Below are 23,583 nucleotides of genomic sequence, written 5' to 3' on the forward strand. Positions count from 1 at the left end.
GTTTGATCTTATTGTCATATCCACCTTTAAGATACAAATCTTAAAGGGACAATAAAAACAAAGGCTGTCCAATTTTACTTTTTGGACAGCCTCTTTTTATGTGGCCAGGTTTGTTACTCGTCATCATCATCAGATGAAGGCATTTTGAAAGAACCGAGATTTGTAATTTGATAAGTCGAAAGATCGTATCTTGATTTTACGTTGTCATCTACACGGGTAACCTGCATTTTGTTAACGTCGCCCGATGTTTTATCTTTTGATGTCGATTCCATTACATAACCGTATCCCATGCCGTTAGTTAATGCGCTGGTTTTGAAAAGTGTGCTGAAGAAGTCGCGATTGCTGGTTTTTAATTCTTCGGTAATCCAAAAATCCGATTCTACTTCGTCGGTATTATAGATGTACTGGTGGCATTGGTAGCCCGCAATATTTTTTGTTTTCCCGGTCTTTTTAACATCAGGGTGTGTGTAGCTCAAATCTGGCATTTCTTCATCACTATCAACTTCATCGGAGCTAAAATCTTCCAGGTTTTCGAAAAAGGTGCCAATGCCATATACGATACCTGTTTTCTCTCCATCGTTATTATTCAGTATAATCATGGCATTGTTTTTTGTGTCAATAATAAACATACCTTGTTCATTATCTCCAAAATCATTGGAAACAACCTCATATGCCAGGTTGCCGGTTTGGGCATTCAAGTATGTGATAAATTCTCCGTTGTGCGTTTGTTGTCCTTCGTTATCGTACATTTCAAGATGCATCTGTATGAGTTGGTTAAATAAATAGGCATCATCAATAGCTACCGGGTCACCAGTCATTCCAAATCCCTGTAACATCGAGCTCATCCGATTCTGCATGGCATCTTCGTTAGAACTGTTGTTCCCTTCTTCTGTTCCGGAAATTGAATCGATGGAATTTTCAACTTTATCAAGGCCTTTGTCTAGTTCCTCATCAATCTTATCATCGAGGCGCTTTTCAATTTTGTTTTTGGTCTTTTTCTTTACACGATCTAATAAACTTTGCCCACAAGCTACCTGAACAAATAGTATCGATAAAACTGATAATAGTGCGATTCTTAGTTTCATATGCTAATAGTTTTAATTCAGAAAATGAAATATAAATTTCGGACATTTTTAGATCAAAGTCAATTTCAATGTATTGCCATTTTGTTAAAAAAGTAATACAAGACCTTTTTTGTTTCTGAAAAATGCCTGTAAAAAGAGGGTACAACTAAACAATGCAACGAGTTTTTTTTGTTAAAGGCTGTATAATACCGAGAAGAAATGCATAATACTTCCGGCCAAAACAAACAGGTGCCAAATTCCGTGGCTGTATTTTAAGTTTCTCCACGCGTAAAAGATAACACCTATTGAATAACAGGCTCCACCAATAAACAAAAAGGCAATGCTCGACGTGGGCAGATTTCTAACAATCGGGCCAATAGCCAATAAAAACATCCAGCCCATGGCCAGGTAAATGCCAACCATTAATTTCCGGAAACGGGTTAAATAAATTGAGCGGACTACCATTCCGGCTATGGCCAAAGTCCATATTATTCCAAAAAGAGTCCAGCCCAAAGCTCCACGAATTGTGGTGAGTACAAATGGCGTGTAGGTGCCTGCTATAAGTAAAAATATGGCGGCATGATCGAATCGAACAAACAGGTTCTTTAATTTTTCGCGGGTGAAGCTATGGTAAAGCGTTGATGACAAATAGAGCAAAACCAAACTGCTCCCGAAAATACTGAAACTTACCACATGCCATACGTTGCCTTTTATACTTGCAAATACGACTAAAAGTACAAGCGCAGCAATACTTAGCAAAGTCCCAATTCCATGGGTGATACTATTAAATATCTCCTCTCCAATTGATAATGTGCGATATCCGGCTTCAACTTTTTTTCTCATAATCGTTGCTTTTCGAAGCAAATTTAATTCTATCCGAAATTACTTAAAAATATCGTTGTTGGATTAGAATATGTTTAGTATAAATAAGTTGGAATAATAATGTTTTGTTAGCCAGTTTGTTATTGAAATCGTTTTTAAAGTATTTAGAATTGTGAAGGAACTATTTTGGCCCAATTAACTCGATAAAATTTCCATCGGGATCTTGAACCAGCAGGAAAAAGCTATTCTCTCCGTTTTGTGATGGTTTGCCGCTTAATACTTTTACCCTGTGTTCTTCTACACGGTCTAAAACAGGTTGCAGGTGCTTCACCATTAAAGTAATGTATTGCATTCCGGTGTCGTCGCTCATAAATTTCTGTTTCGGGTGTTTGGCTTTTGTTCCCAGGCTCATCAGTTTCCATTCGCTGGCTTCTTCACTGTCTTCCAGTTTTAAAATGGTAACATCCAGCTGGTAACTATCTGTTAATCCCAGCTCGGTACATTGTTCTTTCGAAACCGAAAATTCGCCGGTTTTTACCATTCCAATAACATTGGTGTAAAAATCGATTGATTTTTCGAGGTCTTCAACAACAACGCCAACGCCAATTGCCGATTTGCTAAAGTTGCTTTGTGCTACCGAAAAAAGTGCAAAAAGAATCAGGAAAAGAGAAAATAGACTTTTTTTCATTGTTCTAGATTTAATTGATTTTTAGTGAATGTAAATTTATAGAATTAAAGAGAATAAATAAATTGGCGGGAAATAAAGTTCGTCTATCTTTATAAAAAGAACAAAAATGAAGTTACCTGTTGTAAATAATACCAACCTGGAAAACCTGATGGACAAGGCTGAGATTGTTCAGCAAACGGCCGAGCAGATCATGAAAGATTTTGGAATGTTTGGCGTTGAAATTACTTTTTCGGGCAATATCGACAATGCTTATCAGGAGCTGCACCAACAGCTGATTGACCAGATAACAGGGCTTGTGGAAACCAACTACGACTTGTTGTTATCAGTACTTTACCAGGTTGATATTACCAATCGCGAGATTGTTCAGGCCGAGCAGGATTTGCCTCATTATTCGCATATCGAAATTATTGCGCACCAGGTGATAGCCCGCGATTTGAAAAAGGTTTTGCTACGCCGGTATTTTAAAATGAAAGATGAGGAAGGCGGATTAGAAAGGGGTATTGACAAAACATGAAAAAGCGCCTTACGACGCTTTTCTGTTTTCTATTTTACTTTTTTAATAGCCAAAAACATAGCGGATATTAAACCCGAAACCCTTTGCATGAAAATCGGTTTCTTCAACGATACTTATTGCCGGACGCCAATCGGCTCCCAGTGCAACAGGGATGTTGTTAAAATGATATTCCAGCCCAATTTCTCCTACTGCTCCCAGCCAAAACGGATCGTCAATCCAAACATACGGGCCGGCTCCAACATACCAGTAAAACGCTTCCCTGTCAATCGGGCGGTACAGGAAATCCCACAGCAGATCAACTCCAACTCCATCTCCTATTGAAAGATCGGCATGAATGCGGCTAAATTTGCCGGTGCTAAAAATACCGTCAATAGCAACATTTCCGCCTGAAATATCACCAAAACGAACACCAAGTTCTTGTGCATTTGATGAAACAATTCCACCAATTACTATAGCTAAAACAGCTATAAGTTTTACCATTGTTTTTTTCATAATATTGAATTTAATGTTATGTGTTTTTTTTGAATCGGAAAGAACATAAGTAACAACGTTTATTTTATCCATTTAACAAAAACTCAAAAGGATAGTTTTAGCCCGACATAAATTTGGTACGAGAAATGCTTATCGCTAAGGATCTACAGGGGGCGGGCAATCATTATTCCGGTGGCCGTTTTTTGGTTTTGAAGGTATTCAAACAGCGTTTCTTCCGATAAAATTACTTTTTCAGCTTTTGATGATGCGTGCATAAAATAAAGCTCATCGCCATTAAAAACGGCTATTCCAACATGTGTAATATCAAGGCCGCCAATATTGGTAGTGATACCAAAAATATCGCCATTCTTAATGAAATGTTTTACCGTCTCCAGCTTTTCTGTAGGGATGTAGTATAGGTTGGTGTTTGTTAATTCCTGTTCCTGCTTGTGCAGCGCTTCAATAAATACCGCATTGTTTTTAAGTGGTTTGTAGCTACTGGGGTGTTGACTCATAAAATTAATCGTTTTATTAAAACTGGTATTGCCAATCGATTGCGAAACAGACTTTACCGTTTGCTTTTTGTCGTTATCCAAAATCCAGTCGCTGAAATAATGCAATCGCGAAGGGTAGCCGTTTATCTCTCCACCACGATAACGGATAAGTTGCAACTCGTTTTTAAATTGTTTAAACGAAGGCTTTCGTGTTTGGGCTGTTCGTGCCAGTGCCAGGCAGTTTTCGGCAAATGTGGTACAATCCAGTTCCTGCAGATTTACGATTAACTGTTCGGGTTCGGTTTCTAATGTGTGCGCAACGTAAGGCGTGTTCATCAATAGTTTTCCGGCAAAAACCACAAGTTCTGCTGTTGATTTTTCGCTGTGTTGTTGCAGTTCTGCAAGAATGTGTTTGCAAATTTCTTCATCAGCATTATTGCTACCATGCTGGGCAAGAAGGATTGAAACGCTAAAAAGCAGAGCGCCGGCTAACAGAAAAATTTTCTTTTTCATTATAGATACATTTTTTTGATGCTAAAAAATAAAGGTATGATTTTTTTGTAAAAATGATAATTCCTGTGGTACATCACTTAACTCTACAACACTTCGAAAAGACGAAGGCCAAACCAAAGGGTTAAAAGCAGCATTGCAAAAGCAAAAATGGAATATAAAATGATTCGTATTTTACGATTCGATTTGTTTTTTCTTTGACTCATCCTGAAATTATGTGTTATCAGCTTTGAGTTGATATACGAAAAAAAGAGTTTGAGGTTTTGATGAATAAAAATTGCCAATGAAATTGAAAACGGGAAAAAAGGTGGTACTTTTAGACACATGAATATTTAACCAATTTCATGAAAAGATTGACGCTTTTGTTTTTTTTACTTTACCATTCTGTATGTTTTGGGCAAATGTATTTGTCTGATGTTGAGTTCGACAAAGTGGGGTGCGAGCAGGTTGAGCATTTTGTGAAGAGCCAGATTAACAACAATACCGAAACTTTCTCGGATGTAAAACCCTCTTTGGAACCAACGGCCAGCACCAACGGTTTTCGTTTTCACGAGCGCGAATATGTAATAAAAGACAGCCTGCCAAAGGTGTGGTCGTTTTACGTTCATACCAATCCGACTATAGCGTGGAATGCATCGCGGTTTTCATTTGCAATGTTGTTTTCGAAGCCCAATAATGAGATGATCTATCAGAACGGGCATGTTGATGGAATTGATGCGGGCCAGGTTATTTATTTAAATCTGAATGTTTTAAGAATTAAAAAGCTGGCCACGGCTTTTGAGATTACAACGGTTGACGACAAAAAGAAAGTAATTGAGTTTAGTTATGTGGAGGACAATATTACGCATGGCAAGCAGCAGTTAACTTTTATAAAAATGCGAAGGGGTTACACAAAAATTATACATCGAACTTATTTTAAAAGCGAGTCAACTTTGCGCGACCACTTTTTATACCCTTATTTTCATACGCGCCTTACCAATACCTACCACCGAAACATGAAACATTTGCTTAAGGCATCGGAGAATTAGTAGTTTCTACTACAACTATCGAGTTCTCCCACGCGAATTGTTCGATCTCCCACAAAAAGAATCACTTCTCCCTGCTTTGGAGGCCGTTCTCCCATGGTTTTCTGCTGTTCTCCCATGGCTATAGATGGTTCTCCCTCGATTAGGGGTAGTTCTCCCATACATTTTTCCGGTTCTCCCGCGGGAGATTTTACAAAATGTCAGCGAATTGTGTTTTTTGTATGTGTAATTTTACTTTTTGTAAGGGAGAGCTGTCGTTGATAACAAGTAAATACCCCCATTAGGTAAGCAGATTATTGTAGATGGAGTAATTCTCTTCATCGAACACACAAAATATCACCGTTTCAATTTCCTGATTGTTCACCAGAAAATCTTTCACCGTTTGTGTGGCAATTTTAGCTGCCTCTTGTTTCGGGTAACCGTAAATGCCTGTGCTGATATTGGGAAAAGCAATGGTTTTTACACTGTTTTGCAGCGCCTCTTCCAAACTTCGGCGGTAACACGATGCCAGTTTTTCGGCTTCGTTGTATCGGCCTCCGTTATAAACCGGGCCAACGGTGTGAATCACATATTTTGCCGGAAGATTGTATCCTTTAGTAATTTTTGCATCGCCGGTTTCGCAGCCATTTAGTTGGCGGCATTCGTTTAAAAGTTCGGGGCCGGCTGCCCGGTGAATGGCTCCATCAACGCCGCCACCACCCAACAACGATTTGTTGGCGGCATTTACAATAGCATCAACTTCAAGTTGGGTAATATCGCTTCGGTGTAATTGAATTGTACTCATAACTGTGGCTTTTATATCTAATAATTCCCCAGGCTTTGCCATGGGAGTCAACTACAAGAATTTTCTTTATCCAAGATACAAAGTTTTCTGTTACACCGGGGCAAATCGTATTAATCATCAACCAAATCTTCAATGTTTTCGTCTGATTCGGGAACAGCCATTTCTGCCGATCTGGCACGAACATCGTTGAAATTAAGTTGTTTACGTGCAGCTTTAACTACTATTCCAATTACAAATTTTATGGCAATATGTTCGGCCACCTCCGGGAGGTAAGGTATGTCAATTTTATCGTTGGCAAGGCGTGTTAAACGTCGCACCAATCGTTTGGCTTCCTTTTTCGAAATACCCTGGTCGGAGCTGCGGATGAGGTCGTAAAACTCGTTGGGTAAATGGTCGTATAAAAAGGTGTCGATTTTAAAGATCACTTTAACGAGAATCTTTTCTTCGCCGGTTTCATTGATAAAAGGCACATCAATTTTTTCGTTTAAGCGAATGGCAAGATCTTTAATCTCGGCCTCCGTCATTTTGTTGCGCTTTTTAGGTTCGGCATAAAAATCATCCAGAAGCGACATAAATTCTTCTGTCGATAATTCGGCTACTTTTGTTGTCATAATTATTTTGGATTTAATGTTGAATAAAATGTGTAATGTTTCGTTTTTAAGCCTGAAATAGTGATTCAAGCAAGTTGCGGGTTTCGTTGTTGTAAACGCCGTTTATTTCCAGTTCCGGTTTACGGGTTTGCAACTCCTTTACTCCGTTTTCGGTTTTTGGGCCAAAATCACCATCCGAAGTTCCCACGTTAATATTCAGCAGTTTTAAGGCATTCTGCAAGGCAACCACAGGGGCACCTTTACTGCCTTTTTGAAGTAAGGGGTGGGGAATAATGAGTTGTTCCCGAGCAGCCAACCGTTGATACGACAAAACGGTATTTATGCGGTAAGCCGAAACCGATACGCGGTTGCCCTGGTTGCCGCCCAGGCAGTAAACCCGCTTTTTGTCGGTAGAAATACCCAAGAAAAAACCAACATGCCCTTTCCACGATTCGGGACTTTCGCGCCAGAAAACCACCACATCACCCGGTTCGGGATGTATGGTTTTTACACCCACATTGAGCCACGAACGTGCATTGGGTTTTTTCGAGTATTCCAGGCCGGCTTTCATGGCCACCCAGTTAACAAAATTGCTGCACCACGGAATTTCGTCGGAGGTAATGCCTGCAATGCCTGCTTCTTGTGCGTATTTTAAAACTTCCGGGTTATGTTCCGAGCCAATAATTTCTTCGGTACCCAGCTCGGCAAAAGCTATTTTTAATAAATCTTCCATTTTAATTTGCTTTACAGATTTATACCTAAAAATCGTTTGGGATTAGCGCTGGCAATGGTGTCGAAATCATCGCCAAATGCTGCCTTAAAATCGGAGAAATATTGTTCCATGCTTGGCCCGAAAAACTGGGTGAGGTAATAATCGGAGCCATACAGGATTTTCGATCTTTCGTAATCGGTAAGCTTATCAAAGAAACTGGTTTTAAAAGTGCTAAGTGTTTCGCGAATGCTGAAAACCATTTCCTGACTGGTTGGCGATTCGATAACCGTTCCTTCCGAAAAACAGGAGAGGTCGGTATAGGCATTCGGGTATTTCGGGTTTTTAATGATATCGAAAATGGCCTTTGCCCAGTTGTCGATAAAGCCGGTTCGGTAAAGCGCATTCCACACTTTGGCGCGTTCGGCGATGGTGAGGTCGTCGCGCAGAATTCGTTTTCTACGTTTCAAGGTGTAGGCTTCGCGGATTATTTTCTTGTCCTTATTCGACAGCGACATAATCGCATCTTCAAATTCCTCTTCATCCACCCGTTTTTGTTCTTCCGGGAAGTTGTAATTTATGTAGTCCATAATCTGACCACTGCCGCCAAAATGCGCAAAATTGATGGTCAGTTCCGGATATTTTTTCATTACCAGTTCCCACAGTTTGGGGTGGTTTAGTTTTGTTGCGCGTTCGGCAATGGCCTTGTGTACTTTACGGCTAAAAAAGCGATAGTCGAAAACCAGCGGCTTTTTTGGTTTTAGCGTGTTTCCGTTTAAGAGTACATCGCCGCGCACTTTTAGCACCGACGACAAACAGGCAAATCCGCTGTTTGAATTGTGCACCGTTATCGGGATATTGTGCTCCTGGCATAAGGCATAAATTCCTGATGTGTTGCGGGTTCCCATTAATACCGGGTCGGTAGGAGAGAATCCGGCCGGAGCATACAATTTTACACCGGCAAAGCGGCCATCTTCGGCAATAATTTTCTCTTTTAGCTTATCAACCAGGTTGACTTTGCCTTTGTATTCGCGGCGCGGATCGACACTAAAAAACGGTTTTATTGTTTCGTATTCACCTGCCAGGTACTCCAGATCTGCAATTTGCTGGGCGTAGTTGGCATTATCGAAAATTTCCACTTCCTCATCCGATTTCCGGTCAAAACTGTCTTCAAATTGTTTTACATGGTCTCTGATTTTGTCGAAAGCTTCGGCCAGTTCTTCGCTCTGAAGTTTACGGTTTACACGCATTTTAATAAAAGGCAGCGCCACCGATAGCAGCCAGAAAATTCGTTTTATACGTTTGCGGTAACGTTTATTCTGGTTCTCGTCGTCGTCGTTATCATCGGCATAAGTCAGGTCAAACATCAGCGGCGTGGTAATCACTTTTCCCCGGTAAACCTTGTCGAGTGCTTCAAACACATCTTCGCTCGATGGCTGCGTAACTTCTTCCAGCGTGCGGTTAATACCGTCAATTTTAAATCTCAGTTCGGCCGATGTAACTCCTTTGTCCACCAGGTCTTTAATGGCAAGTAGCGATTGAACCACATTTACCAGTTTGCGTATAATCACGTCTTTGTTAAAAATGTGGCAATGAATGTCATAGTAAGTTGTCATAATTATGGGTTTAAAAAACATTAAGCTTTGTTTAGGCTATATTAATGTAGAAGCGGCAGTTCCATTGGGAACCGTAACTAAAAACAAAAGCCTTGAATTGTGTTTCATGTGTTGTTGGTTTGTGTTTGCAATCTCCGGGTCACCACTTCAGAGTTTGTTCAATTATTTGATTTACAAGTTATGAAATGAAGTGATAAATAACAACTAATTGGTATGAATATATTTGGGAGTTGCTTTAAAAATAAAAAAGTCACTATCGGTAAACGATAGTGACTTTCTCGTTGAATATTGAATTGTGATTTTGCTCTAACAAGAACAAAACAACGCTGCAGCCAGGGCAGCTCCTGCAATTGGGCCCAGGATTGGTACCCATGCGTAAGCCCAGTCGGAACTTCCTTTGTTGGGTGCTTTTAACAGGCTGTGGACGATACGTGGCCCAAGGTCGCGGGCAGGGTTTATGGCGTAGCCCGTTGGGCCGCCAAGACTTAAGCCTATTGCCGTTACCAACAGTGCAACGGGAAGTGCTCCAATTGATCCCAGACCAACTTCAACAGTCTGTAGCTGCTGGGTTTCAAACTTAAAATCGGAGATGTAAAAGATCACAAAAATGAGTACAAAGGTTCCGATAAGTTCGGTTATAAAATTGTTCCTGTAATTTCTTATGGCCGGCGATGTGGCAAAAACACCCAAATATCCGTCTTTATCGGTGTTGGCCTTAAAATGATCGCGGTAGGTAAACCAAACCAATACGGCACCGAGCATGGCGCCTATTATTTCGCCGGCAATATATACCGGAACTTTAGCCCACGGGAATATCCCGCCAAATGCGAGGCCAAGTGTTACTGCCGGGTTTAAGTGCGCTCCGCTAATGGGGCCGGCAACTATTACTGCCATCATTACTGCCAGTCCCCAACCCAGTGAAATTACAATCCATCCGCCGTTGTGCCCCTTTGTATTTTTTAGTACAACATTTGCCACAACTCCATTTCCCAGGAGAATCATAATCATTGTGGCAATTATCTCTGCTACAAATTCATTCATTTTAGTTATAGGTTTATTTTAATATTCTTTATTGTTTCGTTTTAATTAAATGGTTAGAGGTAATAACCTTTGGCAATTTGGGTAAATTCTTCAACTTGTTGATTAATCCAACCGGTATCTTTATTTAATTCGTTTGCCATTATTTGTGCCACTTTGGGCGCCATTTCTTCGGCTGCACGCGCATCGAGATATAAAGCTCGTACCCGGCGAGCCAGTACATCATCAAGTGTTATTGCCATTTCTTTTTTGCAAGCCCAAACCACTTCGGCAACCGTAAACTCAAGCCGTTCGTGAAGTTTTTCTCCCAATTCCGGATCGTTTTCAATCATCTCCTTAATTTCTTTTGCTTCCGATCCATATACATAAAAATGATCGTTATGATCAATGTTTTTTGTGTATCCGTGAATGGCCAGGTTTTCGGTTTGGCAGGGGCGTTCGGGTAAGCCAGCCAAAATAACGGCATTGTTTATGGTATCTTCGCCCATTTTGCGGTAGGTTGTCCATTTTCCGCCGGTAATAGTAATTAGCCCCGATAAACTCATGATAACTTTATGGCTGCGTGAAATTTCCTTGGTTTTTTTGTCTTCTCCTTCGGGGGCGGCAAGTGGCCGTAGCCCGGCAAAAATACTTTTTACATCGCTTCTTTTCGGAGGGCGTGTAAGGTAGCGTTTGGCAGTGCTTAGTATAAACTCAATTTCTTCTTCCAGTGCTCTTGGTTCAAGGCTGGCATTTTCAATAAGGGTGTCGGTAGTGCCAACTACTACTTTCCCGCGCCACGGAACGGCAAAAAGCACGCGCCCGTCATCGGTTTTGGGAATCATTATTGCATGGTCACCTTTCAGAAAATCATGATCGAGTACAAGATGGATTCCCTGGCTGGGCACCACTTTTTTGGGAGTGCCGGGTTCATCCATTTGTAAAATTTCGTCGGTAAAAACTCCGGTTGCGTTTACCACTGCTTTGGCTCGTATTTCAAATTCATCGCCATCAATCATATCTTTGGCTTTTACCCCGCAAATCATTCCATCTTTGTCTTTTAGCAGACCAATAACTTTGGTATAATTTACGGCCACTCCATCGTAATCAATAATGGTTTGTGCAAGGTTTATCGAAAGTCGGGCATCATCAAATTGTCCGTCGTGGTATATCACGCCACCTGTTAAGCCTTCTTCTTTCAGGGTGGGTAAAGCTTCCAGTGTTTCCTGCTTGGTGAGGTGCACCGAAGGCCCCAGTCCCAGTTTTCCGGCCATCATGTCGTAAACTTTTAAGCCGATGGTGTAAAAGGGGCCGCCCCACCATTCGTAGTTAGGAATAATAAACGACTGGTTTTTTACCAGGTGAGGCGCATTTTGCAGCATTAATCCGCGTTCGCGCAGGGCTTCCAAAACCAGCGAGATGTCGCCCTGTGCCAAATAGCGCACACCACCGTGCACCAGTTTGGTACTTCGGCTCGAGGTTCCTTTGCCAAAATCGGCCCCTTCGAGCAGCAGTGTTTTGTATTTTCGGGTAGCCGATTCGAGTGCGACTCCCAATCCTGAAGCACCACCGCCGATTACAACAATATCCCATTCAATATCGGCTTTGGCTTTCCGTAATTGTTTATGTCTTTTCATAAGTATTAGGTTTAGTCGGTAGTTTACTCATCATCATCGTCGTCAATCCATTCCTTGGCTTTTGTGAGTGCTTTTTGCCATTTGCGTATGGATTTTTCCATCACCTCTTTCGAGATTTGAGGCGTAAAAGTTTTGTCTTTTTCCCATTGCGATTGCAGGTCGTTCAGATCGTGCCAGTAGCCAACCGCTAAACCGGCCAGATAGGCAGCTCCCAGAGCAGTGGTTTCCAGTTGTCGGGGACGGATTACCGGCGACTGCAGTGTTTCCGACTGAAATTGCAGCAGCAGGTTGTTGGCTGCCGCGCCGCCATCAACACGTAGTTCTTTAATTTCAATGCCCGAGTCGGCTTCCATGGCTTTCAGCACATCCATCACCTGAAAGGCAATTCCTTCTAATGTTGCCCGTGCAAAATGTCCGTTCGATGTTCCCCGGGTTATGCCAACCACAATGCCTCGTGCGTATTGGTCCCAGTGTGGAGCTCCAAGCCCGGTTAGTGCCGGAACAAAATAAACACCACCATTATCTTCCACCGATAAAGCCAGTTCCTCAATTTCAGGGGCACTGTTTATCAGGCCCAGCTGGTCGCGAAGCCACTGAACGGCGGCCCCTGCAATAAAAATGCTTCCTTCCAGCGCGTAGGATACTTTTCCGTCTATCTTCCAGGCGATGGTAGTTACCAGATTGTTTTCCGAAAGGATGGCTTTTTCTCCGGTATTAAGCAACATGAAGCAGCCGGTTCCGTAGGTGTTTTTTGCCATTCCGGGATGTATGCATTGCTGGCCAAACAAGGCTGCCTGCTGGTCGCCGGCAATACCGGCAATTGGTATTTCGTGCGCAAATATTGTTGTTTTGGTGTGTCCAACTATTTCGCTTGATGCACAAACCTTAGGAAGCATACTTTCGGGAATATCAAACAGTTCCAGTAGCTCTTTATCCCAACAGCAATCGTGTATATTGTAGAGTAATGTTCTGCTGGCATTGGTAATATCAGTAACGTGTTTGTCGCCCCGGGTAAGTTTCCATATTAACCACGAATCAACGGTGCCAAATGCCAATTTCCCCTCATTTGCTTTTTCTCGTGCGCCTTTCACATTTTCAAGAATCCATTGCACTTTGGTGCCCGAAAAATAAGCATCAATTACCAGTCCTGTTTTGTTGCGAATCAGTTTCTGGTATCCTTTTTCTTTTAGTGCATCGCAGTATTTGGCTGTTCGCCGGTCTTGCCAAACAATGGCATTGTACACCGGTTCGCCGGTTTCGCGCTCCCAAACTATGGTTGTTTCGCGTTGGTTGGTTATACCAATTGCAGCAATATTTTTTCCGTTAATACCAATTTTTGTAATGGCCTCGGCTGCAACCGCTGCCTGCGACGACCAAATTTCGTTGGGGTCGTGTTCTACCCAGCCCGGTTTCGGAAATATCTGTTCAAACTCTTTGTGGGCAACCGATTTTATGGCACCATGCTGATCGAAAACAATGGCACGCGAACTGGTTGTGCCCTGGTCAAACGCAAGTATGTATTTATTCATAAGGTTTATGGTTTTAAGTTCTTGATTTTAAGTAGTGAGTTATCGATCATCTGAAAATAGGCATTCATCAGTTCTATCTGTTCGGTGCCTTTATTGGTGATCGTGTAATATTTTCGTGGAATTCCCGATTCAAGCTCTTGCCAACGCGAGGTTAGCATTCCATCTTTTTTTAATCGGTTTAACAGGGGGTACAGTGTGCCTTCTGCAATTTCAATCGATGATAACTCCCGAATTTTATCAATGAGTTCGTAGCCGTAGTAGGTTTTTTTCTCAAGGAAAAGTAAGATCATGTATTCAATCAATCCTTTCTTGATTTGCGACTTCCACCGAATGTTAAAATCTTGCCCTGTTTTAATATTGGTCATAAATTTTGTTTTCAGAATATCCCCGACTAATGTATAAACAAATACATAGTAATACAAGGTAAGTAGTAAAATAGAATACTGTTTTAGAGCACATGGGGTTAGTGGCTGATAATTTGTGGGGTAACAGCGTTTGGGGGATTTGTTCGTGTATTTTAGAAAATGGTTGAATTGCTGCTGTTATACCAAGTTGACCACAAAATGCCGCATATGAATTTGTTCTTTTCCGTTTCTACTGCGTTGAAAAATTATAACGTAGCTCGGCTATGCTAAAATTTTCGCCTTGTACAAACGGAAAATAACCGGCATATCCAATACGGCATTTTATAATCAAATTGGTATTAGCTTTCAAACTTAACCGGAGCAAAAAATTCAGGACGATGATAATCCGGGTTTTCCGTGTTAATAGCATTCCAGGTTACAAAGTGCGGATCAGAAGTTTCGTCGCCACATTTATAGAAATTAGCTTTGGCCTCAAGTCCGTTTAATCGCTGTACTTTATCAAAAGCAAAACACTGCGTTGGTATGCAGATCATCATTTCCCACGAAAAACTTCCCGACTTTTCAGCAAAGGGCTCATTGCCAAGGCTCGATTCAATATCGATTTGTTTTATCACTTCCGGCAAAATGGGCGTGCGGTTTTCGCGTCCCGGGCCATAACCAACATGAGGGGTTCCAATGCAGTTAAACTCAAAATTGTAATAATTCGTTCCGTCTATCGAAATAAAAAACTCAACCGTGCTGTCTTTGTAAACATCGCCGTTTATTTTGGTTTCCTGCGCCAGAATATTTTTCTCCTGAACGTAAAATTTCAACCAGATTTCATTCCCGGTGTGTGCAATTCTGAATTTTATTTCGGGCTTGTACGGAAAAGCTTTTTCCCAATTCAAAATGTCAATAACCTCAGTTTTCGTGTTTTTCTCTAAAAGTAAAGCCGCTTCCTGCACTGAAAGTGAGCTTGTTGTGTTGATTTTTGTAACGGTAAGATTCTTCATGCTGTATGTTTTATGTCTGTAAAGATGTTATTTTTCTCTCAACATTTTTACTGAATTAAGTCAGGTTACCCCCCGGCTTTTATATATTTGAGGTTCTTTAATTCGAACTGTTACGCCAGCCAAAACTGAAAAGTTGCGTGCGTATCTTTTTTTTGAAGTAGTAAATGAACCGATTTGAATTTATAATAGCCTTAACCGAGCATCGTTTCTTGGGGCTGGTTTTTCAGCCTTTTTTAATTGAAAAGAAGGAGCGTTTTTATTCGGTGGTGCGATTGGTAAAACCGCACGATTTAAATGATCCGGAATATTCGTTTAAACCCTACGAAAAAGAGCTGGTTCAGTTAATTGAGAAGTACAGTGATGAGGTGCTCACCAAAAAGTTTTCACGTGCGGGCAGCGTGTCCGATTTTTATGCATCGTTGCGCCCCGGTTATTTTGAAAAACAGGTAACACCTTTTATCGAGAAATGCATGATGCAGGTGTGCTCCATTTTAATGCTGAGCCCGGTGCGTTTGTTTCGTAAAGAGGCCAAATATTCGAACCTGTACGACGAAGACGAATTGAAAGTACCGCCGTTTTTTGCCCGGCCTGAATTTGAATTTGAGCGCACCGAAACCCAAACCCGTTATAAGTTGCGCATATTTTTGGAAGAAAAGGAAATGCTGTTATCCGCGCGGTCGGTTGAGTTGGTAACCAACGATCCGTGTTTGTTAATTTACCGAAATCAGCTGGTGGCGTTTGAAAAACTGAATGCCAAAAAGCTGATGCCCTTTTTCGAGAAAGATTACGTAACGGTGCCGAACACCATCGAGGACAAATATTATTCGGGTTTTGTGCTGAATACCGTACGCGATTACGATGTAAAAGCCAGAGGTTTCGAAGTGGTTAAGGCAACTGCCGGGAAAAAAGCTGTATTGTCGCTCGAAAATAACCTGCAATACCGGCCGTGTTTGGTGCTGAATTTCGAATATGGCGACGAAAAATTCCTGCCCGATTCGGCCCGGGAAATGGCGGTTAGCGTGAAAAAGCAAAACGGCACCTTTGTGTATTATAAAACCACGCGCGATTTCACCTGGGAAAAGAAAATACTTCAGCTTATAAAAAATACCGGTTTAAAGGATGATAACGGATCATATACCATAAACGGCGTTTCCCTGCTTGAACCGCAAAATGCGCTGTACTATTTTGTGAACTGGCTAAACGATAAACGGCCACAGCTGGAAGAAAAAGGGATTGTGATAAAACAGGAACAGCTGGAGAAAAAGTTTTATACCGGAAGCCAAAAACTGGAATTAAAAACGCAAACAAAAGGCGACTGGTTTGATGTTTATGCGGTGGTGAAATTTGGTGAATTCAGCATTCCATTTATTCAGCTAAAAAAATACATTTTAAACGATACACGCGAGTTTGAACTGCCAAACGGCGAAATTGCCGTATTGCCTGAGGAATGGTTTGCCCGCTACAAAGGACTTTTGCCTTTTGGAAAACAACAGGGCGAGCATATAAAATTCGAGAAGCACCATTTTACCTTACTGCAAAATTCCATTCAGGAAGTTGACAAGGAGGTAAAACAAAAATATGAAAAGCTGGTGAACGCTGAAATGGAGCATCAGGTGCTGCCTGCGAACTTAAAAGCCAAGCTGCGAAATTACCAGGAAGAAGGTTTTAACTGGATGTATGGTTTGTACCGAAACGGATTGGGCGGTTGCCTGGCCGACGATATGGGGCTGGGAAAAACCCTGCAAACTCTTACGCTGCTGTTGAAATTGAAACGCTTAAAACAGGAAATAAAAATTCATAATCCTGTTGATGCAAGCGGCCAGCGCGATTTATTTGCCGACGAATCAAAATCGGAAGCCGTTGTTCAGCCCGCAAGTTTAATTGTTGTCCCCACATCGCTGGTGCACAACTGGAGCAACGAAATACGAAAGTTCACTCCGGCACTTAAAGTTTATCAGCATGTGGGAACGCAACGAAAAAAAGCTGAGGAATTGGGAAGGCTGGCTTCGTACTACGACATTATTATTACCACCTACGGAACGGTACGTAACGATATCGACAAGTTGCGCGGAACCGAATTCTTTTACCTGATTTTAGACGAAAGCCAGTCGATAAAGAATTCCGGATCGAAAACCTATAAGGCGGTAATGGATATTAAAGCGCGTTACAAACTGGTAATTACCGGAACGCCTATCGAAAATTCGCTGTCGGATTTATGGTCGCAAATGAATTTTCTGAATCCCGGTATGTTGGGGAACCTGGCCTTTTTCAGGCGTACTTTTATTACCCCAATTGAAAAGCATGCCAACGAAGAGCAAATGGACAAATTGCAACTGATGATTCGCCCGTTTGTTTTGCGTCGTAAAAAAGTGGAGGTAGCCAAAGATCTTCCACCACTTATGGAAGAAGTGCGTATTTGCCCCATGGCCGGCGAACAGCAAAAACTGTACGAGCAGGAGAAGTCGGTGATTCGGAATACCATTCTATCGACCATTGAAAAAGAGGGGCTCAAAAAATCGCAGTTTGTGGTTTTGCAGGGGCTTACCAAATTGCGTCAGTTAGCAAATCATCCGTCGTTGGTTGATGATGAGGCAGCGGAAGGGTCGGGTAAATTCGACGAGATTTTCCGGATGTTAAGCAACCTCGTGGCAGAGAAACATAAAGTGCTGGTGTTCTCTTCGTTTGTTACCCACCTCGAATTGCTGCAGCGTAAAATTGAAAAAGAAAAGTGGAAGTACAGCAAGCTTACCGGGCAAACCACAAAACGCGAAAAAGTAATAAAGGCATTTCAGGAAGATGAGGAGAACCGGATTTTCCTGATTTCGTTGAAAGCCGGTGGAGTAGGGCTTAATCTTACCGAGGCCGACTATGTTTTTATCATCGATCCGTGGTGGAACCCCGCAGCCGAAAACCAGGCGATAAACCGGGCGCACCGCATCGGGCAGGATAAGCATGTTTTTGTGTATCGTTTTATTACCGAAAATTCGATCGAGGAAAAAATCCAGAAACTAAAAGACCGCAAAAGCTCGCTGGCCGATAAATTCATCAACTCCAATAATCCGTTTGAGCAGGTTACGCAGGAGGAAATTGTGGAGTTGTTCAATTAGTGAGAAGGCAAAAGTTAAAAGTAGAAAGGCAAAAGTGAGGAGTGAGTGAAAAGATTGATGGAGATTGAAGGAGAGATTGATGAAGATTGAAAAACGCTCGCTACTCTCGGCTTGTACTCTGTTTTTTAAATCAATCTAAATTTCAATCTGTTTTAATCCGGCTATCGTTTTTTATTCCGAACGTACATCAGTTTGTATTTTCCCTGGCCAACGCGCTGATCGATTTCAAACATTCCGGTGGAGTCGATCAGTGGTGTAAGTTTTTCAAAACCATAGTTTCGCGAGTCGAAGTTCGGTTGTTTTTTTTGCAGTAAACTTCCCACGTCGCCAAGGAAAGCCCAGCCGTCGTCGTCGGCCAGGTCCGATATTGTTTTCGAAATAAGGCGAATAACTTTAGGCGTTATCTTGTCAACGCCACCTTTTTTTACTGACTTGCTGGAGGTGTTGCTCTCGTTCTCTTTCGAGCGGCTTTTCAGAATTTCGATGTAAATAAAGCGGTCGCACGATACGATAAACGGATCAGGCGTTTTTTTCTCGCCAATGCCAATAACGTACATGCCGGCTTCGCGAAGGCGGGTTGCCAGCCGGGTAAAGTCGCTATCGCTCGATACCAGGCAAAATCCATTTACTTTTTCGCTGTAAAGAATGTCCATGGCATCGATGATCATAGCCGAATCGGTGGCATTTTTACCAGTGGTGTAACCGTATTGTTGAATTGGCGTTATTGCGTTATCGAGCAAAAGGGTTTTCCACTTCGTTAAACCTGGCCGGGTCCAGTCGCCATAAATACGTTTAATGGTTGGATTGCCATATTTGGCAATCTCCTCCATCATTTCTTTAACGTATGCAGAGGGAATATTATCGCCATCGATAAGCACCGCTAACTTTAAATCTTTTCCCATCTTGTAAACTGTTTTGGCAGAAGCTGCCGTTTATTTTGTTGAACAGATTAGCCCGAAACCTTCACGTTCATTGCCGCCGGTCCTTTGGGCCCTTGTCCTTCTTCGTAGGTAACGCGGTTGCCTTCTTTTAAATCGCCTTCCACTTCGTTTATGTGAACAAAAATATTCTGATTATTCGCCAGGTTGCGAATAAATCCGTATCCTTTTTGTTCGTTAAAGAAAGTAACCACACCTTGTTTTTCTTTCGGCTCTGCTTCTCCGTAGCCGCCTTTTGGTACACTTACATCAATATCTTCAATGTTTACTTCTTCTTTTTGTGTTTCATCAGGCGGAGTGTCGGTGATGTTACCAAACTCGTCAACATAGGCAATCATGTCGTCCAATCCTGAGTTGCCGCCATTTTCTTTACGAGCCTGTTTTCTTGCTTCTTTTTCTTTTCTCTTCTTTGCTTGTTTTTTTCTTACTTCTTTTTTACCAAATGTTTCTTTCGATCTTCCCATATATGTTTTTAATAGTGATTTTAGCTTACTGACCTCGAATTTAATAAATATCAGTAGCTATTAAAAAAGTTTTTCATGTTAAGAAATGAGATTTAAAGAAAAGTCAACTATCCTAAGACGGGGGCGTAGGAGGTAAAATCAAAATTCTTAAACCTAAAATCCGCGACAAAGGTACATTAATTTTAAATACTACATAAATTAGTTATAACTGTTTATTGCTATAGTGGTTTTGTAACAGACGTAATATTTAGAAATCGTTACTTTTTTTGCCTAAATGAGGATATACGGGTCTTAAGTTCATTATGATTTTCAATGCGTGTTTTCTTCGAAAAAATACTTCAAATCTAACCTTAATGTTAACTGCCTGATATTTATGTTGTAAAGCAGGTGTGCTGAAAATATTTTTTTTGATAGTCTATAAATTCTTCATAGTTAAATATTTGCATATGTAAAAAGAAATAATTCTTTATTTAAACTTTCAGAATGATATTAAAAAGCCTCAAAAAATATTAAATCGATAGTTCGCGGAATTGCTATGTGATAATGAAATATATATTTGCAAGCTCTAAAAAATCAATTTAAACAAAAAATACAAAAATGAGCGAAGCTTTAAAATTGATGCTTACGGGCATGAGCACCGTCTTTTTTATCCTCATTATGGTAGTGGTTTTGGGTAATATTATTATTCGAATTACCAATCGTTTTTCAGTTGCAGTTGTCGATCATCCGGGGGCTGCAGCACCGTCGCAACAAGAAATAAACCCATTAAAACTGGCTGCCATTGTTTCTGCGGTAGAAATTACCACAAAAGGAAAAGGCCGGGTAACATTGGTAGAGAAAATAAATGAGTAGTTAACGGATATCAACTTCAGAACCTTTTCCGTGGAGGCGATTCAACGAATTGGACAGAATAGAGCAAACGAAGGAAAAAAACGGCCAAGAAGTAAACGGTATCTTTTTTATCCAATAAACCAAAAATAAACAGAAATGAAGAAGGAGATCAAATTTAGCTTGCTGTATAGAGATATGTGGCAATCATCGGGGAAATATGTTCCCAAAGTAGAACAACTGGAAAAAGTTGCACCCGCAATAATCGATATGGGATGTTTCGACAGGGTCGAGACCAACGGTGGTGGATTCGAGCAGATCAACCTTTTGTTTGGCGAAAATCCGAACATTGCCAACCGCAGATGGACACAGCCTTTTAACGATGCCGGTATTCAAACGCACATGTTAGAGCGTGCTTTAAACGGTATTCGAATGAGCCCGGTGTCTGCCGACGTTCGTAAGCTGATGTTTAAAGTGAAAAAATTACAGGGAACGGATATTGCCCGTTCTTTCTGTGGATTGAACGATCCGCGAAACCTGGAGAACTCGATTAAGTTTGCCAAAGAAGGTGGAATGATTTCGCAGGCAGCGCTGAGTTTAACCATTTCGGAAGTGCACACGGTGGAATATTACACCAATCTGGCCAACATCTTAATTGAAATGGGTGCCGACGAGATTTGTGTTAAAGATATGGCGGGTATTGGCCGTCCGGCTTTCATCGGAAAAATCATCAAGAATATAAAAACAGCGCATCCTAAAACTACTGTTCAGTACCACGGTCATTCGGGACCTGGTTTTTCAATGGCCAGTATTTTAGAGGCTGCACGCGCCGGAGTTGATTATGTAGATGTTGCTATGGAACCACTGTCGTGGGGAACAGGTCATGCCGATGTTTTGGCCGTTCAGGGCATGTTGAAAGATGCCGGTTATGCAGTAAAAGAGGTGAACATGAAAGCCTACATGGAAGTGCGTTCGATGACACAGGAGTTTATCGACGATTTCCTGGGTTACTACATCAACCCGAAAAACCGTCACATGAACTCGTTGCTGATCGGCTCGGGACTTCCCGGCGGAATGATGGGCAGTTTGATGGCCGACCTGGGTAACAACCTCGAGAGCCTGAACAAGTGGCTGACAAAACGCAACAAATCAACCTTAACGCAGGACGATCTGCTGATTAAACTGTTTGATGAGGTAGAATACATTTGGCCGAAGTTAGGTTACCCGCCGCTGGTAACACCATTTAGCCAGTACGTGAAAAACCTGGCCCTGATGAATGTGTTGCAGGTAATTAAAGGCCGCGAGCGCTGGAGTATGATTGCCGATAACATCTGGGATATGATTATTGGTAAATCGGGAAAACTTCCCGGAGAATTGGCACCTGAAATTGTGGAGCTGGCAAAAGCAAACGGAAAAGAATTCTTTACCGGCGTACCGCAGGAGCTGTACCCGGATAACCTGGATGTGTTCAGAAAAGAAATGGACGACAATGGTTGGGATTATGGTCAGGACGACGAAGAATTGTTGGAGCTGGCTATGCATCCCGAGCAATACCGTGCCTACAAATCGGGTAAAGCAAAAGCCGATTTCGAAGCCGATCTGGCCGCTCAAAAAGCAGCTAAAGAACCAAAAGCAGAGAAAGTTGAAGTTCCTGCAGGTGCATTCGAGCCAAAATCGATGATAATTGATGTAAACGGCGAGAAATTTAAAGTGGGCGTTAGCTACGACGGTGCTGAGGCTGCTCCGGCTGCTGCAAGCCCTGCTCCTGCAAAAGTAGAAGCTGCTCCCGTGGCATCGGGTAATGTAGCTTCGGAAGTTATTGCCCCACTGGAAGGAAAATTCATGTTAACAAAAGATACATCGGAAACCGCGCTTAAAATTGGCGATAAAGTAAAAGAGGGGGATTTGATTTGCTACATCGAATCGATGAAAACCTACAACGCCGTAGTTGCCGAGAGCGACGGAACAGTTACTGCCATTTTAAAAGCCAATGGCGATAACGTGGACGAAGACGATGTTTTGGTGCAACTATCATAAAACTATTTTATGGAGATTTTATCAGAACTGTTTAACATGACCGCACTGGGCGATATCACGTATCAAACGTTGATTATGTGGGCGATATCGTTTGTGCTGCTTTATCTGGGAATAAAGAAAGGCTACGAGCCGCTGTTGCTTATCCCGATAGCATTTGGTGTGCTGCTGGCCAACTTCCCCGGGGGACAAATGGGCGTTGTAAACCCCGAACTGATTGAGCTGGAAGGACACCGGTATATGAACCTGTTTGAAATTGCGCACGATTACGGGATTATGAATTACCTGTATTATTCGCTGATAAAAACCGGATTGCTGCCTCCTGTAATTTTTATGGGGGTTGGCGTATTAACCGATTTTGGCCCGATGTTGCGTAACCTGAAACTGGCCCTGTTTGGCGCCGCTGCACAGATCGGTATTTTCTCGATCTTGCTGGGAGCTATTGCCGTTGGTTTTACGCCTAAAGAAGCTGCTTCGCTGGGTATTATTGGTGGTGCCGATGGCCCAACCGCGATTTACACTACCATTAAACTGGCGCCGCACTTGCTTGGCCCAATTGCTATTGCGGCGTATTCGTACATGGCGCTGGTACCTGTTATTATTCCATTGGTCGCAAAGTTATTTATCTCGAAAAAGGAGTTCACCATCAACATGAAACAGATGGAGAAACAGTACCCCGCAAAATACGAGATCAAAAATATAAAAGCGGCCAAAATTATTTTCCCTATTGCTTTGGGAACACTGTCTGCTGTTTTGGTTCCGTCGTCGGTGCCGCTGTTGGGAATGCTGTTGTTTGGTAACCTGATTAAAGAGGTTGGCTCGTCGACAAGCCGTTTGGCCGATGCCGCACAGGGACCAATTATGAACACCGCAACCATTTTCCTGGGGCTTACCGTTGGAGCAACAATGACCGCAGAAGTTTTCCTTTCGGAAAAAACACTGGGTATTGTGGTCGGAGGTTTTGTAGCCTTCGCCATATCAATTGCCGGTGGTATTTTTGCCGTGAAACTGGTAAACCTGTTCAGCAAGAAAAAAATCAACCCGCTTATTGGAGCAACCGGTTTGAGTGCCGTGCCAATGGCGTCGCGTGTGGCTAACGAGCTGGCGTTGAAATACGATAAAAAGAACCACATCCTTCAGTATTGTATGGCCAGTAACATCTCGGGTGTAATTGGCTCGGCAGTGGCTGCAGGTGTGCTTATTTCGTTTTTAATGTAGTTATAATATAGAATTTGATAAAAGGGGGAGGCCGCAAGGTTTCCCCTTTTTTTGGTGTGCCGTGCATGGTAAATAGCTATAGGGTGAAAGTCCTGAATGGGGGTTTGTAGTGCCAACCATTAGCCGAAGGCAAGGGTGTCCATCGTGAGGTGGAATCTGAAGGAAGC

Annotated in this window: 23 protein-coding genes; 6 read left to right on the forward strand and 17 right to left on the reverse strand. The window is 42.1% G+C overall.

The window, feature by feature from the left end:
- Positions 1–113: 113 nt before the first annotated feature.
- From BMW53_RS19135 to BMW53_RS19145, 3 genes are all read right to left on the reverse strand, one after another.
- A complete protein-coding gene (locus BMW53_RS19135) occupies positions 114–1,085 on the reverse strand; it encodes a DUF4412 domain-containing protein (RefSeq protein ID WP_038559378.1) in 972 nt (323 codons plus the stop codon).
- Between the two features lie 171 nt (positions 1,086–1,256).
- Positions 1,257–1,907, reverse strand: a complete 651-nt coding sequence (gene trhA, locus BMW53_RS19140; RefSeq protein ID WP_051567865.1) for a PAQR family membrane homeostasis protein TrhA — start codon at positions 1,905–1,907, stop codon at positions 1,257–1,259.
- A gap of 160 nt (positions 1,908–2,067) precedes the next feature.
- On the reverse strand, positions 2,068–2,574 hold the full coding sequence (locus BMW53_RS19145) for a VOC family protein (protein WP_038559381.1): 507 nt from the start codon (positions 2,572–2,574) through the stop codon (positions 2,068–2,070).
- A 106-nt stretch (positions 2,575–2,680) separates the two neighbouring features.
- On the opposite strand from BMW53_RS19145, the gene BMW53_RS19150 reads away from it, so the two are divergent.
- Entirely contained in the window at positions 2,681–3,088 is a 408-nt protein-coding gene (locus tag BMW53_RS19150; protein ID WP_038559386.1) for a hypothetical protein, read from the forward strand.
- A gap of 42 nt (positions 3,089–3,130) precedes the next feature.
- On the opposite strand, the gene BMW53_RS19155 is transcribed toward BMW53_RS19150, so the two are convergent.
- Together BMW53_RS19155 and BMW53_RS19160 are read right to left on the reverse strand one after the other, a co-directional pair.
- Positions 3,131–3,580, reverse strand: coding sequence for a hypothetical protein (locus BMW53_RS19155; RefSeq protein ID WP_038564790.1), 450 nt, complete (start codon positions 3,578–3,580; stop codon positions 3,131–3,133).
- A 143-nt stretch (positions 3,581–3,723) separates the two neighbouring features.
- Entirely contained in the window at positions 3,724–4,566 is an 843-nt protein-coding gene (locus BMW53_RS19160) for an N-acetylmuramoyl-L-alanine amidase-like domain-containing protein (protein ID WP_038559397.1), read from the reverse strand.
- Positions 4,567–4,907: 341 nt separating this feature from the next.
- On the opposite strand from BMW53_RS19160, the gene BMW53_RS19170 reads away from it, so the two are divergent.
- Positions 4,908–5,591, forward strand: coding sequence for a hypothetical protein (locus BMW53_RS19170; protein ID WP_139178270.1), 684 nt, complete (start codon positions 4,908–4,910; stop codon positions 5,589–5,591).
- On the opposite strand, the gene BMW53_RS21045 is transcribed toward BMW53_RS19170, so the two are convergent.
- The 10 genes from BMW53_RS21045 to BMW53_RS19215 form a co-directional block, all read right to left on the reverse strand.
- The gene (locus BMW53_RS21045) at positions 5,588–5,749 is read right to left on the reverse strand and encodes a hypothetical protein (protein ID WP_157470815.1); all 162 of its coding nucleotides are present in this window, start codon (positions 5,747–5,749) and stop codon (positions 5,588–5,590) included. The genes BMW53_RS19170 and BMW53_RS21045 overlap by 4 nt on opposite strands.
- Before the next feature lie 119 nt (positions 5,750–5,868).
- The gene (locus BMW53_RS19175) at positions 5,869–6,372 is read right to left on the reverse strand and encodes an O-acetyl-ADP-ribose deacetylase (protein ID WP_038564792.1); all 504 of its coding nucleotides are present in this window, start codon (positions 6,370–6,372) and stop codon (positions 5,869–5,871) included.
- Positions 6,373–6,482: 110 nt separating this feature from the next.
- The gene (locus tag BMW53_RS19180; protein ID WP_038559409.1) at positions 6,483–6,983 is read right to left on the reverse strand and encodes a hypothetical protein; all 501 of its coding nucleotides are present in this window, start codon (positions 6,981–6,983) and stop codon (positions 6,483–6,485) included.
- Positions 6,984–7,029: 46 nt separating this feature from the next.
- Entirely contained in the window at positions 7,030–7,695 is a 666-nt protein-coding gene (locus BMW53_RS19185; protein WP_074781129.1) for a C40 family peptidase, read from the reverse strand.
- Positions 7,696–7,706: 11 nt separating this feature from the next.
- Positions 7,707–9,287: an amidohydrolase family protein gene (locus BMW53_RS19190; RefSeq protein WP_038559412.1), complete on the reverse strand. Its 1,581-nt coding sequence runs from the start codon at positions 9,285–9,287 to the stop codon at positions 7,707–7,709.
- Between the two features lie 306 nt (positions 9,288–9,593).
- Positions 9,594–10,328 carry an MIP/aquaporin family protein gene (locus BMW53_RS19195; RefSeq protein ID WP_038559417.1) on the reverse strand — a complete coding sequence of 245 codons (735 nt, stop codon included), beginning with the start codon at positions 10,326–10,328 and terminating at the stop codon, positions 9,594–9,596.
- 53 nt (positions 10,329–10,381) lie between these two features.
- Positions 10,382–11,941: a glycerol-3-phosphate dehydrogenase/oxidase gene (locus BMW53_RS19200; RefSeq protein WP_038559420.1), complete on the reverse strand. Its 1,560-nt coding sequence runs from the start codon at positions 11,939–11,941 to the stop codon at positions 10,382–10,384.
- A 23-nt stretch (positions 11,942–11,964) separates the two neighbouring features.
- Positions 11,965–13,470: a glycerol kinase GlpK gene (gene glpK, locus BMW53_RS19205; protein ID WP_038559424.1), complete on the reverse strand. Its 1,506-nt coding sequence runs from the start codon at positions 13,468–13,470 to the stop codon at positions 11,965–11,967.
- Positions 13,471–13,475: 5 nt separating this feature from the next.
- Positions 13,476–13,835 (reverse strand): PadR family transcriptional regulator, encoded by a 360-nt coding sequence (locus BMW53_RS19210; protein ID WP_038559428.1) that lies wholly within the window; start codon positions 13,833–13,835, stop codon positions 13,476–13,478.
- A 338-nt stretch (positions 13,836–14,173) separates the two neighbouring features.
- Positions 14,174–14,827 (reverse strand): carbohydrate-binding family 9-like protein, encoded by a 654-nt coding sequence (locus BMW53_RS19215; protein ID WP_038559431.1) that lies wholly within the window; start codon positions 14,825–14,827, stop codon positions 14,174–14,176.
- Between the two features lie 164 nt (positions 14,828–14,991).
- Here BMW53_RS19215 and BMW53_RS19220 point away from each other — a divergent pair, with 164 nt between their 5' ends.
- Positions 14,992–17,934: a DEAD/DEAH box helicase gene (locus BMW53_RS19220; protein WP_051567866.1), complete on the forward strand. Its 2,943-nt coding sequence runs from the start codon at positions 14,992–14,994 to the stop codon at positions 17,932–17,934.
- Between the two features lie 161 nt (positions 17,935–18,095).
- Here BMW53_RS19220 and BMW53_RS19225 read toward each other — a convergent pair whose 3' ends face one another.
- Positions 18,096–18,836, reverse strand: a complete 741-nt coding sequence (locus BMW53_RS19225; protein ID WP_038559439.1) for an NYN domain-containing protein — start codon at positions 18,834–18,836, stop codon at positions 18,096–18,098.
- Between the two features lie 47 nt (positions 18,837–18,883).
- Positions 18,884–19,336, reverse strand: a complete 453-nt coding sequence (locus tag BMW53_RS19230; RefSeq protein WP_038559444.1) for a cold-shock protein — start codon at positions 19,334–19,336, stop codon at positions 18,884–18,886.
- A gap of 597 nt (positions 19,337–19,933) precedes the next feature.
- Between BMW53_RS19230 and BMW53_RS19235 the strand changes: the two genes are divergently transcribed.
- The 3 genes from BMW53_RS19235 to BMW53_RS19245 all read left to right on the forward strand — a co-directional run bounded on the left by BMW53_RS19235 (position 19,934) and on the right by BMW53_RS19245 (position 23,416).
- Positions 19,934–20,188: an OadG family protein gene (locus BMW53_RS19235; RefSeq protein WP_038559447.1), complete on the forward strand. Its 255-nt coding sequence runs from the start codon at positions 19,934–19,936 to the stop codon at positions 20,186–20,188.
- A gap of 135 nt (positions 20,189–20,323) precedes the next feature.
- Positions 20,324–22,201, forward strand: a complete 1,878-nt coding sequence (locus BMW53_RS19240) for a biotin/lipoyl-containing protein (RefSeq protein WP_038559450.1) — start codon at positions 20,324–20,326, stop codon at positions 22,199–22,201.
- Positions 22,202–22,210: 9 nt separating this feature from the next.
- Positions 22,211–23,416: a sodium ion-translocating decarboxylase subunit beta gene (locus BMW53_RS19245; protein ID WP_038559453.1), complete on the forward strand. Its 1,206-nt coding sequence runs from the start codon at positions 22,211–22,213 to the stop codon at positions 23,414–23,416.
- Positions 23,417–23,583: the final 167 nt, after the last annotated feature.

The sequence above is a fragment of the Draconibacterium orientale genome (assembly GCF_900111425.1).
In the GTDB taxonomy this organism is placed as follows: Bacteria; Bacteroidota; Bacteroidia; order Bacteroidales; family Prolixibacteraceae; genus Draconibacterium; species Draconibacterium orientale.